This window comes from Streptomyces canus, assembly GCF_030816965.1.
Lineage (GTDB): Bacteria > Actinomycetota > Actinomycetes > Streptomycetales > Streptomycetaceae > Streptomyces > Streptomyces canus_E.
This window is the reverse complement of record NZ_JAUSYQ010000002.1, coordinates 4,539,270-4,555,357: the sequence shown is the minus strand read 5'-3', so window position 1 is coordinate 4,555,357 and position 16,088 is coordinate 4,539,270. Positions and strand designations below refer to the sequence as shown.

The 16,088-nt window shown below is 71.1% G+C and carries 16 protein-coding genes and 1 pseudogene; 9 read left to right on the top strand and 8 right to left on the bottom strand.

Features of this window, described 5'->3' with window-relative positions:
- Positions 1-28 precede the first annotated feature (28 nt).
- Positions 29-673 (top strand): HAD family hydrolase, encoded by a 645-nt coding sequence (locus QF027_RS21770; protein WP_307076431.1) that lies wholly within the window; start codon positions 29-31, stop codon positions 671-673.
- Here QF027_RS21770 and QF027_RS21765 read toward each other — a convergent pair.
- Positions 640-900, bottom strand: a complete 261-nt coding sequence (locus QF027_RS21765; protein ID WP_057608587.1) for a hypothetical protein — start codon at positions 898-900, stop codon at positions 640-642. The genes QF027_RS21770 and QF027_RS21765 overlap by 34 nt on opposite strands.
- Before the next feature lie 163 nt (positions 901-1,063).
- On the opposite strand from QF027_RS21765, the gene QF027_RS21760 reads away from it, so the two are divergent.
- A complete protein-coding gene (locus QF027_RS21760; RefSeq protein ID WP_007382863.1) occupies positions 1,064-1,447 on the top strand; it encodes a cold-shock protein in 384 nt (127 codons plus the stop codon).
- Positions 1,447-1,905, top strand: coding sequence for a hypothetical protein (locus tag QF027_RS21755; protein WP_307076428.1), 459 nt, complete (start codon positions 1,447-1,449; stop codon positions 1,903-1,905). The genes QF027_RS21760 and QF027_RS21755 overlap by 1 nt, the downstream gene beginning before the upstream one ends.
- Here QF027_RS21755 and QF027_RS21750 read toward each other — a convergent pair.
- The 4 genes from QF027_RS21750 to QF027_RS21735 form a co-directional block, all read right to left on the bottom strand.
- Positions 1,898-2,746, bottom strand: coding sequence for a 1,4-dihydroxy-6-naphthoate synthase (locus QF027_RS21750; protein ID WP_306979708.1), 849 nt, complete (start codon positions 2,744-2,746; stop codon positions 1,898-1,900). The two genes, QF027_RS21755 and QF027_RS21750, sit on opposite strands and share 8 nt — an antisense overlap.
- Positions 2,736-3,401 carry a futalosine hydrolase gene (locus QF027_RS21745; RefSeq protein ID WP_306979710.1) on the bottom strand — a complete coding sequence of 222 codons (666 nt, stop codon included), beginning with the start codon at positions 3,399-3,401 and terminating at the stop codon, positions 2,736-2,738. The genes QF027_RS21750 and QF027_RS21745 overlap by 11 nt, the downstream gene beginning before the upstream one ends.
- Before the next feature lie 19 nt (positions 3,402-3,420).
- Complete coding sequence (locus QF027_RS21740) at positions 3,421-3,924, bottom strand: hypothetical protein (RefSeq protein WP_306979713.1); 504 nt, start codon at positions 3,922-3,924, stop codon at positions 3,421-3,423.
- A 71-nt stretch (positions 3,925-3,995) separates the two neighbouring features.
- On the bottom strand, positions 3,996-5,339 hold the full coding sequence (locus tag QF027_RS21735) for an MFS transporter (protein WP_307076426.1): 1,344 nt from the start codon (positions 5,337-5,339) through the stop codon (positions 3,996-3,998).
- Between the two features lie 371 nt (positions 5,340-5,710).
- On the opposite strand from QF027_RS21735, the gene QF027_RS21730 reads away from it, so the two are divergent.
- A complete protein-coding gene (locus QF027_RS21730; protein WP_306979716.1) occupies positions 5,711-6,637 on the top strand; it encodes a DUF3027 domain-containing protein in 927 nt (308 codons plus the stop codon).
- 288 nt (positions 6,638-6,925) lie between these two features.
- Here QF027_RS21730 and QF027_RS49630 read toward each other — a convergent pair.
- Positions 6,926-7,108, bottom strand: a pseudogene (locus QF027_RS49630) (ALF repeat-containing protein); the annotation flags it as partial.
- Between the two features lie 620 nt (positions 7,109-7,728).
- On the opposite strand from QF027_RS49630, the gene QF027_RS21720 reads away from it, so the two are divergent.
- From QF027_RS21720 to QF027_RS21710, 3 genes are all read left to right on the top strand, one after another.
- On the top strand, positions 7,729-8,229 hold the full coding sequence (locus QF027_RS21720; protein WP_306979720.1) for a hypothetical protein: 501 nt from the start codon (positions 7,729-7,731) through the stop codon (positions 8,227-8,229).
- On the top strand, positions 8,229-10,436 hold the full coding sequence (locus QF027_RS21715) for a S1 family peptidase (protein WP_307076422.1): 2,208 nt from the start codon (positions 8,229-8,231) through the stop codon (positions 10,434-10,436). The genes QF027_RS21720 and QF027_RS21715 overlap by 1 nt, the downstream gene beginning before the upstream one ends.
- Before the next feature lie 137 nt (positions 10,437-10,573).
- Positions 10,574-13,708, top strand: a complete 3,135-nt coding sequence (locus tag QF027_RS21710) for a sacsin N-terminal ATP-binding-like domain-containing protein (protein ID WP_307076420.1) — start codon at positions 10,574-10,576, stop codon at positions 13,706-13,708.
- A 5-nt stretch (positions 13,709-13,713) separates the two neighbouring features.
- Here the strand turns inward: QF027_RS21710 and QF027_RS21705 are convergent, their stop codons facing one another.
- Together QF027_RS21705 and QF027_RS21700 are read right to left on the bottom strand one after the other, a co-directional pair.
- Positions 13,714-13,950, bottom strand: a complete 237-nt coding sequence (locus tag QF027_RS21705) for a DUF7683 domain-containing protein (RefSeq protein ID WP_306979725.1) — start codon at positions 13,948-13,950, stop codon at positions 13,714-13,716.
- Positions 13,947-14,192: a DUF7683 domain-containing protein gene (locus QF027_RS21700; protein WP_307076418.1), complete on the bottom strand. Its 246-nt coding sequence runs from the start codon at positions 14,190-14,192 to the stop codon at positions 13,947-13,949. Before QF027_RS21700 ends, QF027_RS21705 begins: the two co-directional genes overlap by 4 nt.
- A 91-nt stretch (positions 14,193-14,283) precedes the next feature.
- Between QF027_RS21700 and QF027_RS21695 the strand changes: the two genes are divergently transcribed.
- A complete protein-coding gene (locus QF027_RS21695) occupies positions 14,284-15,138 on the top strand; it encodes a calcium-binding protein (RefSeq protein WP_306979730.1) in 855 nt (284 codons plus the stop codon).
- Between the two features lie 133 nt (positions 15,139-15,271).
- The gene (locus QF027_RS21690; RefSeq protein WP_307076415.1) at positions 15,272-16,072 is read left to right on the top strand and encodes a hypothetical protein; all 801 of its coding nucleotides are present in this window, start codon (positions 15,272-15,274) and stop codon (positions 16,070-16,072) included.
- Positions 16,073-16,088: the final 16 nt, after the last annotated feature.

Here is a 16,088-nt window from a genome sequence, read left to right as displayed (position 1 = left end):
ACCCCGCCGCCCGGGCACAATGGCCCATATGGCCTCTGCGAGCATCACCGCCCCGACCGTCGGCTTCGACCTCGACATGACGCTCATCGACTCCCGCCCCGGCATCCGCGCCTGCTGGGTGGAGCTGTCGGAGCGGACGGGGACGTACGTCGACGCCGACCTGGTGGTCACGCGGCTCGGGCCGCCGCTGGAGGAGGAGATGGCGTACTGGTTTCCGGCGGACCGCATCCCGGCCATGTCGGACCTCTACCGCGAGCTCTACCCGTCGTACGCCATCACCGGCACCCTGGCGATGCCCGGCGCCCGCGAGGCCATAGGCGCCGTACAGGCGGCCGGCGGGCGGGCGATCGTCGTGACGGCCAAGTGGGAGCCCAACGCCAAGCTGCACATGGAGCACCTGGGCCTGGAGCCGGACGCGGTGATCGGCAACCTGTGGGCCGAGCAGAAGGGCGAGGCGCTGCGCGAGCACGGGGCGCGCGTGTACGTCGGCGACCACACCGGCGATGTGCGCGGGGCACGAATCGCCGAGGCGCTCTCGGTCGCGGTGCCCACGGGACCGTGCACCGCCGAGGAACTCAGCGAGGCCGGAGCCGATGTCGTCCTCGGAGATCTCACCGAGTTCCCGGGGTGGTTTTCGGACTACCGTGCGGGCTGTCTTCCGGCCCGCGCCTGACGCCTTCCCGCCGCGACCGATTGCAGCACGCCCGCACCGGCCACCACGAACCCGACAGCCATGAGCATGCTCAATCCGAACATGTACGTCGGAAAAGGCGTCGTTCCGAGCAGGAACGGGGCCACGGTGACCAGAGTGGCCACCGCACCGATGAAGAAGACGATGGCTCCGGCACGGATCAGTCGGTCACCGGGAGCGGCGGAATTCGGTTGGGTTTTGTCACGCACCGGACCAGGGTAGTTCCCTGCGCGAAGGAACAACCGGGCGACGTCTTGTCACCGGCCTGAAGACCATTAGCCTGGGAACCGGCGGGTCCCGACGACCCGCCCCAGTGCTATCAAGAGCCGTTTCAGAAGCAGTTTTCCGACGAGTACGAGGACGAGGACAGACGTGCCTACCGGCAAGGTCAAGTGGTTCAACAGTGAGAAGGGCTTCGGCTTTCTCTCCCGCGACGACGGCGGTGACGTCTTCGTCCATTCCTCCGTCCTCCCTGCCGGAGTCGAGACACTGAAGCCCGGACAGCGGGTGGAGTTCGGGGTGGTCGCCGGGCAGCGCGGTGACCAGGCACTTTCGGTGGCCATCCTCGACCCGACCCCCTCGGTCGCGGCGGCGACCCGCAAGAAGCCGGACGAACTGGCCTCCATCGTCCAGGATCTGACGACCCTCCTGGAGAACATCACGCCGATGCTGGAGCGCGGCCGCTACCCCGACAAGGCCGCCGGCGGGAAGATCGCCGGTCTCCTGCGAGCGGTCGCCGACCAACTCGACGTGTAGTGAGCGAGACAGAGGCCGAGGCGCCGTCCCCGCAGCTGCTGGAGCGCGTCCGGCGGCAGCGGCGGCACACCCTGGAACTGCTCACGGTGTGCGCCGTGGGCCTGGTCCCGTGGACGATCCTGCTGGCGTTCACGCTGCCCAGCGGTTACACGGTGCGCCAGTGGCGCACCACCTGGGTCGGCTTCGACGTCCTGCTCCTGGTGGCGATGGCCGCCACGGCCCTGCTCGGCTGGCGTCGCCACCGGGGGGTCGTGGTGGCGGCCGTGTCGACGGGTGCCCTGCTGGTCTGCGACGCGTGGTTCGACGTGTCGCTGGCCCTGGGCACCCCGGAGGTCTGGTGGTCGGCGGCACTGGCGGTGTGCGTGGAACTGCCGCTCGCCGGCTTCCTGATCCACCGAGTCCTGGGAATGCTGAAACTGGCCCAATGGCCGAGCGCCCCGCGAGGACGCGTCAGGTGAACGACAACGCGTCGGGTCCCAAAGCGGGCACAAGGCCTTCCGCGGCCGCCCGGGTCAGCAGCCCCCGGATCGCGGCATATCCGTCTTCCCCGAGGTCCGCGGTGAACTCGTTGACGTACAAACCAATGTGCTGATCGGCGACAGCGGGATCCATCTCCTGCGCATGTTCCATGACATAAGGCCGGGACATCTCGGGCTCGTCCCAAGCGGCCCGCACGGACGTGCGGATGGACTCGGCGAGCGACTCCAGCCTCGTGGCACCGAGAGCGCGCTTGGCGATGATCGCCCCCAACGGAATCGGCAACCCCGTCGTCGACTCCCAGTGCTCGCCCATGTCCGCGAGCTTGTGCAGCCCGTAGTTCTGATACGTGAACCGCGCCTCGTGAATGACGAGCCCGGCGTCCACGCGGCCGTCCCGCACGGCCGGCATGATCTCGTGGAACGGCATCACGACGATCTCCCCGACCCCGCCCCCGAGGACGTCCGCCGCCCACAGCCGGAACAGCAGATACGCCGTCGACCGCTCGGACGGCACGGCGACGGTACGGCCGGTGAGGTCCACGCCGGCCTCCCGCGTCAGCACCAGCGGCCCGCACCCGCGCCCCAGCGCACCCCCGCAGGGCAGCAGCGCATACTCGTCGAGGACGTACGGCAGCACGGCGTACGACACCTTCAGCACATCGAACTCACCGCGCTCCGCCATCCCGTTGGTGATGTCGATGTCGGCGAAGGTCACGTCCAGCGAAGGCGCCCCCGGCACCCGGCCGTGGGCCAGCGCGTCGAAGACGAACGTGTCGTTCGGGCAGGGCGAGTACGCGATCTGCAGCGGCTCAGTCGTCATGGTGTTTCCAACCCTCCAGTACGGGCGTCAGCTTCCCGAACCCCTCGGTCAGGGCCGCGAGCGCGTCGCCGATCCGCCAGGCGGCCCGGTCGCGTGGACCGACCGGATTGGAGACGGCCCGGATCTCCAGCACGGGCACCCCGTGCGCCCCGGCCGCCTCGGCGACGCCGAAGCCCTCCATGGCCTCGGCGAGGGCGGTGGGATGGCGTTCGCTCAGGGCCATCGCGCGGGCGGCCGTACCGGTCACCGTGGAGACGGTGAGCACGGCCCCGGCCCGGCCCCCGGTCGCGGCCACGGCGGCACGTACGAGTGCTTCGGGCGGACGGTGGGTGACGACCCCGAACCCCAGGTCGGTCACCGGCACGAACCCCTCGGCGGTCTCGGCCCCGAGGTCGGCCGCGGTGATCTCGTCGGCGACGACGAGCGACCCGAGTGGCGCGTGCGGCAGAAACCCGCCCGCGATCCCGGCGGAGACGACGAGGCCGTAGGGAGCACCCTCCACGGCGGCCATGGTGAGCGCGGTGGCGGTGCGGGCGGCGGCGAGAGCGGGCCCCACCCCCACGGCGACGACGTCGACGGCCGACGCCGTGCCCTCGAACGCGCGAGCCACCGCGTCCCGTTCGACCGGGACGGCGGTGGCCACGAGGATGCGCATCAGCTACGGCTCCGACGGATCAGTAGTCGGAGTTCTCCAGCTTGAAGTTCCACACGCCCTTGTGTTCCTTGCTCTGGCCCGAGGTCGTCTTGTCCTGCTCGACGATGCTGATGTACAGCGTCTTCTGCGGGGCCTGGCCCTGCTGCTGGGCGAAGAGGTCGACGCCGTCGAAGGCGTAGTACGACTTCTTGTACACGTAGGTCATCTGCTGGCCGTTGATCCACAGGGCCCAGCCGGTGTCCGCGATCTTCTGGTCGACGCCGACGCGCAGGGTCTCGCTCTGCTTGACCTTGATCGTCTTGGCGTCGCCTTTCTCCAGGGCGCACTTGGCGGCCTTCGCCTGGCCGAGGTCGTTGCCGTCGTCGTAGCAGACGGCCTCGGAGCTCACCGAGGTCGAACCGACCGTGACGGTGACGCGCGGCGTCGGCTTGTCGCAGGCCGACAGGACGAGCAGTCCGGCGGAAACGAGGCCGGCGGCGGCGACGGCACGGCGGCGTCGCACATCGGATTGCAGCGTGGTCATGGCGGAAGGCTATCTGGCACGTCCTACGGTCGCCTTATGCGGGGTACGGCGTGCCGTGCGTCGGCGGCGGGTCAGGCCACGCGCGCCTTGGGCGCGTTGCCGTGCCGGGCCGAGCTGAGCAGTCCCTTCGCGGTGGCCAGCCAGCCCGCGGCGACGACCGCGGCGGCCACGGACAGGCCCAGGTAGCCGTTGAGCGGCATCACGATGCCGACCGCGCCGCCGAACACCCAGGACACCTGGAGCAGCGTCTCGGAGCGGGCGAACGCCGAGGTGCGGACGAGTTCGGGCACGTCCCGCTGGATCAGCGCGTCCAGGGACAGCTTGGACAGGGCCTGTGAGAATCCGGCGACCGCCGTCAGACACGCCACCAGGAACGCCCCGAAGAAGATCGCCGCCGTGATCGCCGCGCCCAGCACGAACGCCACCACCGTCACGATGATGATCTCCGGCGCTCTCGAGCGCAGCCAGGCCCCGACCGCCGTACCGAGCGCGTTGCCCGCGCCCGCCGACACGGCCACCAGGCCCAGGGAGACCGCCGCGCTCTCACCGGTCAGCGGATGCTCGCGCAGCAGGAAGGCGAGGAAGAAGGTGAGGAAGCCGGAGAGCCAGCGCAGGGCGGCGTTCGCGCCGAGGGCGTGGGTGACGGCGGTGCCGACCGTGCGCAGCCCGGGCCGCTTGACGGGCTTGAGGTGCGGTCCGTGCAGATGTTCCTCGTCGGCGGCGAGCAGCGCCACGTCCTCGCCCCTGGCCGAGTCGACCTTCGGCGGCAGGGAGAAGGACAGGAACGTCCCGGCGATGAAGATCACGAAGGCGCCGTAGAGCGGCCAGCGCGGTCCGACGGCCTGGAGCCCCGCGCCGATGGGGGCCGCGACACCGGTGGCCAGGAGGCCGCCGAGGGTGACGCGGGAGTTGGCCTTGACCAGGGAGAAGCGGGGCGGGAGCAGCCGGGGCACGACCGCGCTTCTGACGACGCCGTACCCCTTGGAGGCCACCAGTACGCCCAGAGCCGCCGGATACAGCTCCAGGCTGCCCGTGGCGACCGCCCCGGCGATGATGAGCGCGAGCATCGCCCGGGCGAGCATCGCGCCCGCCATGGCCGCGCGGCGGCCGTGCGGGAGGCGGTCCAGGAGCGGGCCGATCACGGGCGCGAGGACCGTGAAGGGCGCCATGGTGATGGCGAGATAGAGCGCGACGCGCCCACGGGCCTCGTCGGTCGGCACGGAGAAGAACACGGTCGAGGCGAGCGCGACGGTGATCATCACGTCACCCGCGCCGTTGACGGCGTGCAGTTCGATCAGCTTGCCGAGACCGGACTCGCCCGCCCCGTGCGCGTGGGTCGCCTTGCGGATCCCCCGGGCCGTACCGGTGAACGGGAGGTGCAGGGCACGCCCGACGGCACGGACGGACCCTGTCATCCGGCCCGTACCGCCACTGGTCCCGGTGGCTCCCTGGGGTGTCCTCGCCGCTGCCACCCCGTCATAGTGCCCCGAGAAAGCTGTGAGTAGTGCGCTTACCGCGCGTATGAACGCATATGAAGCGCCACCGGAGGCAACGGATCATCACGTCGGTGTAGGCCGAGCGGCGGCGAACAGGTAGCGTGCGTAGCGCGCCGTGGCGAACGTTCTCGGCCGCGCGCCTCTCTGACATCCCGCAGAATGGATAGGAGCAGGTGCGCCCGAGCGCGATCGGGCGCGGACGTCGACGCGGTCCTCTGGTCCGCTCCGTCCGCACCCGCCGCCTTCAGGCCGGCGCACCCGAGTGACGGCGTAGGAGAGAAGCGATACCTGTGAGCGCAGCGACCACGCGAAGCCGCACCCCCGACCGCCTGTGCGCCGAGGCCGTCGACCTCGCCCGCGCCGCCGCCGAGGAGGCCGCCGCGCCCGGTGTGGTGGGCGAGCACTCGGGCCTGGTCTCCGAGGGCGATCGTGTCGTCACGCACTTCTTCGAGTGCAAGGAGCTCGGATACCGGGGCTGGCGCTGGGCCGTCACGGTGGCGCGCGCCTCCCGCGCGAAGCTGGTGACGCTGGACGAGGTCGTGCTGCTCCCCGGCCCCGACGCGCTGCTGGCGCCGGAGTGGGTGCCGTGGAGTGAACGCCTGCGCCCCGGCGACATGGGCCCCGGCGATCTGCTCCCCACCGACGCCGAGGACCTCCGCCTGGAGCCCGGCTACACCGGCGAGGACGAACCGCTGCCGAGCGCGCCCGTCTCCGAGGAGATGGCCGAGCTGGTCGAGGCGGAGGACGCGGAGCTCACGGCGGGCACCCCCTCGCACCTCCCGGTGGCCCCGACCCGCGGCTCGATCGCCGCGGTCGCCGAGGAACTGGGCATGCGCCGCGCCCGGGTCCTGTCCCGCTACGGCCTCCATGTCGCCGCCGACCGCTGGGAGGAGTCCTTCGGCGCGCAGACGCCGATGGCCCAGGCGGCCCCGGCGCCCTGCGTCAGCTGCGGCTTCCTGGTCCCGCTCGGAGGTTCGCTGGGCCAGGCCTTCGGCCTGTGCGCCAACGAGTTCGCCCCGGCGGACGGCCGCGTGGTGTCCCTGTCCTACGGCTGCGGAGGCCACTCGGAGGCGGCGGTCATGCCGAAGCCCCCGCAGCCGGCCCCGCCGGTGATCGACGAGACCCGAGTGGACCCGTTCCCGCTGCGCCCGGCACCGGACTCGGGGTCGGTGCCGGTGCTGGCGGACGAGGACGCGGCGGAACTGGGTCACTCGTAGGAGCCGCCTTCGGCCGCACGTGTCCGCGTGACGTGGAGTCGAAGAGCGAGCTCCCGCAGGTCTCCTGCGGGGCGCGTGACGTGATGTCGGGCCAGAGCGCTGCCCGTTGTCCAGGACCTCGTGGATGTCGGAGGCGCTGCCGTCCAGGGCCTCGGCGGCGGTCTGCTCCACCAGGGTGCCGCCGACGTTCATGACGGCCGGCGTCTCGACGCGCTCGTCCTCCGCCACGGCCTTCGCCGGCCCACCCGTGAGGAACGCCTCCTGGGCTTCGGTGGAGCCGCTGTCCAGCGCCGCCTGTCCGGCCTTCTGCACGGCACGCCCGCCGGTGTTCACCTCGCGCAGCACCGCGACCCGCAGATCGTCGTCGTTCGGGGCCTGCCAGCCGGTCGTGAAGAAGGTGCTGATGTCCTCCGCGGTGCCGCCCAGGGCCTGCTGCGCGGCGGCGCGGACCCCCGGGCCGCTCTGGTTCATCAGGGTCAGGACCTCGACGCGGTCGTCCTCCTCGGACGCGATCCGCAGGTCTGTCTCCAGGAACGACTTCACCGCGGCGTCGGAACCGGTCAGCGTCTGCTCGGCGGCGTCCCGGGTGGCTCGCCGCCGAAGCGCCAGGCGGCGAGCACCTGCCCCCGCTCGGAGACGGTGGTCCCGGAAAGGGTCGCGGCCATCACGAGGGCTGCGACCGCCATTACCCGTCATGGTGGCCGGGACCGTCTGTGCGGCCTTCTGATCGTCAGCATTGACCCCACTTTTCTTCACCGGTCGAAAATCGCGGAAGAAGGATCACGCGTGTTATGCCGCTGAATTCACTCGAGGTGGGAAAAGTGCCCGCTTTGTCTGACGGAGCGGAAGGGCAAGTGGCCCAGGTCACGCGATTTTGGGGCCCCTTGTGGGGCCTTTCGGCGGTTTCATCCGACTGGACAAAGTTCAAGCAATGGGGTTGCATAGTCCGGCCAAAGGGTGGGCTCTGGCAATTTTTGTTTTGACGGGGGTTTTACGGGGGGTGTTGAGGTGCCCATATTTCGTGCTGCCTTTATTTCCCGGCCTTTCCTCCACGTTCCGCGTATTCGACGGAACCGACGACTAGGACAGTTATGAAGGCACGCAGCGCGATCACACGCGCTCTGGGTACCGCCGTGGGGGCGGGCGCCCTGGCTTGGCTCGTGATGGCAGGCGCCCCGGCCGCCACCGGCGGCACCTCGGCCGTCGCCGACGAGGCCCCCGGCTACGCCGTGGAGAACTTCGACTACCCGGGGGCCGACAAAATCCTCGCGGAGCGGAACATCACCCTCAAGCGCGGCGACGGCCACATCGTCCTCGCCGACTGCGCGAGCCAGACCGGCCTGCTGGAGGTCTGGGCCCGCAGCCATGACAAGGTCTGCTTCCGCGTCACCGGCAACTCGGGCTGGCTGACCCTGGAGATCCCGTCGGTCTACGGCGTCAAGGGCAACGACTACGCGACCACGGTCGACATGACCGTCGCCGACGAGGAGAAGTCGTACGACGTCGAGGAGAACGCCTGGACCGCGGTGGGCGAGAGCGCCGACGAGCAGGGGCGCGAGTTCATGCTCGTGGAGATCAGGAGCACCAAGTGATGAGACGCACCGCACCCCTTCGCCGCTCCGCGCTGGCCGCGGCCCTGATCGCCGGGCCCCTCGCGCTGTGCGCCACGCCGGCCGCCGCCGTCACCGGCCCCGCCGCGACCGGTACCACCTTCGCCTACACCGCCCAGCTCGACATCGGCGGCAACACGCACGGCTGCTCCGGCGTCCTCGTGGCCGCCGACTGGCTGCTGACCGCGGCCAGTTGCTTCGCCGACAATCCCGCCGCGAGCCTCGCGGTGCCCGCCGGCAAGCCCGCGCTGAAGACGACGGCGACCATCGGCCGTGCCGATCTCACCACCACCGAGGGCGCGGTGCGCGAGGTCGTGGAGCTCGTCCCGCGCACCGACCGAGACGTGGTCCTGGCCCGCCTGAACCGACCGGTCACGAATGTCGCCCCCGTCGCGCTGGCCACCGCCGCCCCGACCGCGGGCGAACAACTGAGCTTCGCCGGCTACGGCCGTACGAAGGACGAGTGGGCGCCGCTGAACCTGCACACCGGCACACTCTCCGTGGACTCCGCCGCCACCACGACCGCCACGGTCACCGGCAAGGACGGCGCGGCCGCGTGTGCGGGCGACGCCGGCGGCCCCGTGGTCCGCGTCGTGAGCGGCACGCACCAGCTGGCCGCGCTCAGCAGCCGGTCGTACCAGGGCGGTTGCTTCGGCATCGACACGGCCGAGACCCGTACCGGCGGGATCACCGCCCGGGTCGACGACCTCGGCTCCTGGGTGACCGCCAAGACCGACGCCGCCCGGGTCACCGACTTCAACTGCGACGGCGTCGAGGACATCGCGATCGCCGACCCCAAGGGCACCGTAGGCGGGAACGCCGGCGCCGGTCTCGTCCGCATCGTGTACGGCGGCGGCAAGGGCACCGCCGAGATCAGCCAGGCCCTCGCCTGGGTCTCCGGCTCCGCCGAGGCGAACGACGCCTTCGGCGAGGCGATCGACACCGTCGACTACGACGAGAACGGCTGCACCGACCTCGTCGTCGGCACCCCCGGCGAGGACCTCGGCACCGCCACCGACGGAGGCATGGTCGACATCCTGCACGGCGCCCCCGGCGGCCTCGGCACCGGCACCGTGAAGGTCACGCACTTCCAGCAGGGCGAGGGCGCGGGCTCCATCGCCGCGTCGAGCTCCGAGTCCGGCGACCGCATGGGCCACGCCCTCGCGGCCGGGGAGACCGCGGCAGGTGAGCCGTACGTCGTGATCGGTGTGCCCGGGGAGTCCCTCGGCACCATGACCAAGGCGGGCATGGCCTTCTACCTGCGCGGCAAGATCAACGCGAGTGTCCACCAGGACAAGACCGACGTCCCCGGCACCGCCGAGACCAACGACGGCTTCGGCACCTCGGTCGCGGCCGACGCCAACCACATCGCGATCGGCGCCCCCAACGAGGACATCAGCGGGGACGCGGCCTCCGGCAACCTCGCCGTCTTCTCGCACACCCTGCACGCCGACGGCCACCCCAAGCCGCTGTTCGGCCTCGACCAGGACCTCGACACCGTCTCCGGCGGCTCCGAGGCGGGCGACGAGTTCGGCAAGTCGCTCTCCCTGACCGAGTACCGCCCCGCGGGCGCCGCGGCCGCCACCGACTCGATCCTCGCGATCGGGTCGCCCGGCGAGGACCTGCCGGTCGGCGACTCCCCCAACCCGGACGCGGGCCGGGTGATCCTCTTCCGCGTCACCGCCGCAGGGGCCGGCAGCCAGCTGGCCGAGCTCAAGCAGGGCACCGCCGAGGACGACGTCAGCGGCTCCGCCGAGCCCGGCGACCGCATGGGCGAGACCGTCACCGCGATCAACACCGCGCCGCGCTCGGTGAGCACCACGGCGACGATGAAGCTCGCGGTCGGTGTCCCCGGCGAGGCCGTCGGCTCGCTCGCCAAGGCCGGCGCGGTCCACACCTTCTCGCTGCTCGGCACGCCGGGCGCGAACGACCGCTGGCTGGAGGCCGGCGACGGCGACGGCATCCCCGGCACCCCGGGCGCGGGCCAGGCCGTCGGCAGCAGCATCCACTTCACCGGCACCAGCCTGTACGTCGGCATGCCCAACGGCCCGTCCACGTACGGCGCCCTGCACGCGCTGCCGCTGTCCAACGTGACCGCCGGCGGCACCGTCGCCGCGGTGACCACGTACCAGCCCGGCACGGGCGGCCTCCCGGCCGCCGGCAGCCGCTTCGGCTACGCGGCCCGGTAACCCGGCACGTACCTCCACACCGACGGGCGGCGGGGCGCACACCCCGCCGCCCGTTCGGCGTCCGCGAACCCTCCCTGAGTCACGGTCCCCGCCCATCGCGGTACCTTCGTCGTCACGCCGACGAGGAGAGTGTGAACGTGAGCAAGTTCGTGCGGCCCGCCGCCGAGGGTGCCGACCCGTTCGGGACCGCCCGGCTCAGGCGAGGGGTGCTGGACGCCTGGGCCACCAGCCCCGCCCGGTTCCGGGAGGACGCCAACGCCGAGGAGGACCTCGTCCTCGGCGGGTACCGGGACCGACTCGTCGTCGAGCTCGCGCAGAACGCCGCCGACGCGGCGGCCAGGGCGGGCGTGCCGGGACGGCTCCGGCTCACCCTCCGCGAGGGCGTCCTGTTCGCCGCCAACACCGGTGCCCCGCTGGACGCGGCCGGTGTCGAGTCCCTCTCCACCCTGCGTGCCTCCGCCAAACGCGACAACCAGGACGGCTCGATCGGCCGCTTCGGCGTCGGCTTCGCCGCCGTGCTCGCCGTCACCGACGAGCCCGCCCTGGTCGGCCGGCACGGCGGGGTCCGCTGGTCCCTCGCCGAGGCCCGCGAGCACGCCGCCGACACGGCACGGCACAGTCCCGGGCTCGGCGACGAGATCCGCCGCCGCGACGGCCATGTCCCGCTGTTGCGCCTCCCGTTCGCCGCCGAGGGCACCGCGCCCGACCCCTACGACACCGTCGTCATCCTCCCGCTGCGCGACACCGCCGCCGCCGACCTCGCCGAGCGCCTCCTGAACGCCGTCGACGACGCTCTCCTCCTCGCCCTCCCCGGGCTCGAGGAGGTTGTGATCGAGACGGACACGACCCGCACGATCAGCCGCCGCACCGAGGGCGACCTCATCGTCGTGGAGGACTCGCGAGACGGTACGACCCGATGGCGTACGGCGTCCGCGCACGGGCCGCTCACCCCCGAACTCCTCGTCGGCCGACCCGTCGAGGAGCGGCTGCGGCCGCACTGGTCGCTCACCTGGGCCGTGCCCGCCGACACCGACGGCACCCCGGCCCACCCCCGCACCAGCCCCGTCGTGCACGCTCCGACGCCCAGCGACGAGCCGCTCGGTGTTCCCGCGCTGCTCATCGCGTCCTTCCCGCTGGACACCACCCGCCGGCACGCGGCACCCGGACCGCTCACCGACTTCCTCGTGCAGCGTGCGGCGGACGTGTACGCCGAACTCCTCGCCGGCTGGCGGCCGGTGAGCGAAGGGATCATCGGGCTGGTGCCCGGCCCGTTGGGGAAGGGTGAGCTGGACGGGGCGCTGCGGCAGGCGATTCTCGACCGCCTCCCGCGAACCGCGTTTCTCCCGCCCGCCCTCCCGGCTGTCCTCCCGCCCGCAGACGAACCCACCGACGATCTCCCGGAGGTCCTCCGCCCGCGCGAGGCCGAGGTCGTCGAGGGCGCCGGTGCCGACACCGTACGGGTGCTCGCCGAAGTCCTGCCCACCCTGCTGCCCGCCGGTCTCGAACGGCGTGTGGAACTGCGGACGCTGGGCGTCGCCCGTATCCCGCTGACCGACGCCGTCGACCGGCTCGCAGGGCTCGAGAAGGAGCCGGAGTGGTGGCAGCGGCTCTACGACAGCCTCGCGGGCGTCGACCCCGACCGGCTCTCCGGCCTTCCCGTGCCGCTCGCCGACGGGCGTACGACCATCGGGCCCCGGCAGGTGCTGCTGCCCACCTCGGACGGGCCCCTGATCGACCCCGAGATCCTCGCCCGGCTCGGCCTCAAGGTCGCCCACCCTGCCGCCGCCCACCCGCTCCTCGAGAAGCTCGGCGCGCTGCCCGCGACGTCGCGCGCGGTGCTCACCACGCCCCAGGTACGGGCTGCCGTGGCCGCCTCCCTGGACGACGACGGCGGGATGAGCTGGGAGGAGGACACCCCGGACGCCGAGGAGCTGGCCGACACCGTCCTCGCGCTCGTCCGGGACGCGGGACTCGAGCCCGGCGACGAGCCGTGGCTGGGCGCCCTCGCCCTGCCGGACGAGGAGGGTGAACTGGTCCCCGCCGGTGAACTCGTCCTGCCCGGCAGCCCGTTCGCCCAGGTCATGCGTGAGGACGAACTCGCCTACGTGGACGCCGAACTGGCCGGGAAGTGGGGCGAACAGCCCCTCGCGGCCTGTGGAGTGCTCGCCAACTTCGCCCTGGTCCGGGCCACGGACGTGGTGTTGGACCCGGACGAACTGGAGCCCCGCGAGGGCGACTTCGCGGAACCGGACGACGCCGGTCTCCTGGACGCCGTGGACGTGTGGTGCGAGGACATCCTCGACCGCTTCCCGGACACGCCGGTACCGCCGGTCGCCACCGAACTGGTCGCCGTACGCGACCTCGACCTGGTCGACGAGGACAAGTGGCCCGAGGCGCTGGCCCTGCTGGCCCAGCCGCCTCTCCGGGACGCGATCACCCAGCAGGTCCGCATCCTCCTGCCGGACGGCACACATGAACTCGTACGGCCGTACACCGCCTGGTGGTTGCGCGGGAACCCGGTACTCGACGGCCGCCGCCCCGCCGGTCTGCTGGCGGCCGGGGGCGACCCCCTCCTCCGCGGCCTGTACGACGAGGCGGACGCGACCGGGTTCGACGACGAGCAGGTCCTGCGGGCGCTGGGGGTGCGGACGTCGGTGGCCGCGCTGCTTGCGGAGCCGGGCGGAGCGGCGGAGCTGCTGGACCGCCTCGCCGACCCCGACCGACCGGTGACCGGATCCCAACTGCACGCCCTCTACAGCGCCTTGGCCGACCTGGACCCCGAACAGGTCACCCTCCCCGACGAGCTGCGGGCCGTCACCGACGGCCGGGTCGAGGTCGTGGACGCGGCCGACGCGGTGGTCGTCGACTCGCCTGACCTGCTGCCCTTCACGGAGGGCGTCCCCCTGCTGCCGGTCCGCCCGTCCCGGGCCGCGGAGCTGGCCGAACTCTTCCAGGTCCGCCGCCTGAGCGAGTCGGTGACGGGTTCGGTGGACTCCGAGGGCACGGAGCACGAGGTCCCGGAGTCGGTACGGATCCTGCTGGGCGCGGGCACCCCGTCCTCATATGTCGAGCACGAGGAACTCGTCGTCGACGGCGTGGAGATCGACTGGCGCCTGACGAACGACGGCGTCCTGCACGCGTCCACCCTGGAGGGCGTGGCGGCGGGCCTCGCCTGGGCGGCCCGTCAGTGGCCACGGCGCTTCGAGGTGGCGGCCCTGCTGGAGGACCCGACGCGCACGGAGGAACTGGCCAGGGACCGCTGGTTCGACTGAGCGTCTCAGCCGGAGCTGGGGTCCAGGAAGTAGTCGTACGTCTCCAGGTCGAGCGTGATTCCGGTCAACTGCCGGACACGCTCGGCATGCTCCTGTGTCAGGGGCACATCGCCGACGAGCTCGGCCGGCGGAATGCCCACGAGGTCCGCGAGGACGTCCACGCCGACGGCGGTGACGTCAACGGACGAATCGAGGAACCCGTCGTCCTTCGGGAAGCGGGAGATGGCGAGTCGGCCGTTCACAGGGACGGGTCCTCCTCCGGCTCCAGGAAGTACTCGTACCTCTCCAGGTCGAGCGTGACACCGGTGAACTGCCGGACACGCTCGGCGTGCTCCTGCGTCAGGGGATACACGTCGACCAGTTGCTCCAGCGGGGTTGTCAGGAGTTCTGCCCAGGCTTGCCCGCCGACCGCGGTGACGTCGGTGGTTGAGTCCGGATAGTCGTCATCCTTCGGATAACGGACGAGGGCGTAGACGATGCTCACACAAAACTCTTACCAGTCGTGCAACCTTTCGCCCCACTGGTTTATCTGATCAGTGGGTCACACAGACTCACTCATCTCACGTGGGGAACACATGCGTATACGTGCCACCGTGGCCGCCGTCACCGGCGCCCTGGCCCTTTCCGCCCTCGCCGTTCCGGCCGCGCAGGCCGCCGACGGAGGTATCGACAAGACCACCGCCGCCGAGCGCTTCGGCGTCTCCCGGTCGGCGATGAGCACGGCTGCCGCCGCGGAAGAGCTGCCGGTCGTCTCCAAGGTGACGATCAACGGTGCCAAGGGCGTCGTCGTCGGTACGACGGCCGCCAAGAAGTTCACCGTCTCCCTGACGGCCAGCCACTCCGCCGGCATCCAGGACGCCTACATCGACCTGTGGCACGGCAAGGACCTGGACAACGTCGACGGCTGGCTCCCGCCGAACGAGGAGGCAGCCAGCTGCACCGCGGTCAACGCCACCACCTCGAACTGCAAGCTCACCATCACGGCTGTCCCGGGCAGCGACCTGTACATGAACGCGCTGGCCGGTACCTGGCACGTCACGGCCGGTGTTCTCGCCAACGACGAGGCCGGCAGCGTCTACTGGAACGACTTCTACAGCACCCACCGGGTCCAGCGCCTCTCGAAGCTCACCGTCAACGCGTCTCCCGAGCCGGTGAAGAAGGGCAAGACCATCACCGTCACCGGCAAGCTGACGCGGGCCAACTGGGAGACCCGCAAGTACGCCGGTTACACGGCCCAGCCGGTGAAGCTGCAGTTCCGCAAGAAGGACTCCAACACCTACACCACCGTGAAGACCATCAAGACCAACAACAGGGGTGACCTGAAGACCACGGTCAAGGCCACGGTCGACGGCTTCTTCCGCTGGAGCTTCGCGGGCACGTCCACCACCCCGGCGGTCAACGCCGCGGGCGACTTCGTCGACGTCAAGTAGGTCGAAGAGAAGTAAAGCGTTGCGCATGTGCGGACAAAATCATGCCCCACGCGTACAACCAGTCGCGTGAGTGACGGATCTACGGACTGAGTCATCAGACTCCGAGATCCTTCTCTCCTCATGGGGAACGCACATGCGCATACGCGCCCTCGTCCTCGTCGCCTCCGGCGCCGTGGCACTCTCCGCCTTCGCCGTGCCGGCCGCGCAGGCCGCCACGGCCGGGCCCGCCGTCACCTTCTCCAGCCTGAAGGTCAACAGCGGCAAGAACATCGTGGTCGGCTCGACCGCGATGGTCACGGTCTCCGCGACCTACACCGTGAACAAGCCCGAGAACCTGAGCGCGAGCTCCTTCCAGACCGGGCCCGTGCTCTACCGCGGCACCACGCTCGGCGAGAACTCCGACGACGTGCTCGGCGGTGACACCCCCGGCACCTGCACGGCGTCCTCCTCGACGGTGCTGAAGTGCACGGCGAAGATCCAGTTCCGTCCGAAGGGCTCCGACGAGGACGGCGACCTCATCAGCAGTGAGGCGGGCACCTGGAAGCTGGGCGCCCTCGCGGTCAACGCCGACAACGGCGTCACCTGGCAGGGCGGTCTCGGCACCACCCACCTCCAGCGCAGGTCCACCCTCACCGTCAACGCGTCCCCCGAGCCGGTGAAGAAGGGCAAGACGATCACCGTCACGGGCAAGCTCGCCCGTGCCAACTGGGACACCAACACCTACGCGGGCTACTCGACCCAGCCGGTGAAGCTCCAGTTCCGCAAGAAGGGCGCCAGCACCTACACGACCCTCAAGACCATCAACACCAGCTCAACCGGCGCCCTGAAGACCACGACCACCGCGACCGTCGACGGCTACTACCGCTACAGCTTCGCGGGCACGACAACCACCCCTGCGGTGAGCGCGGCCGGCGACTACGTAGACGTCCAGTAAAACGCGCCCCTTCAGG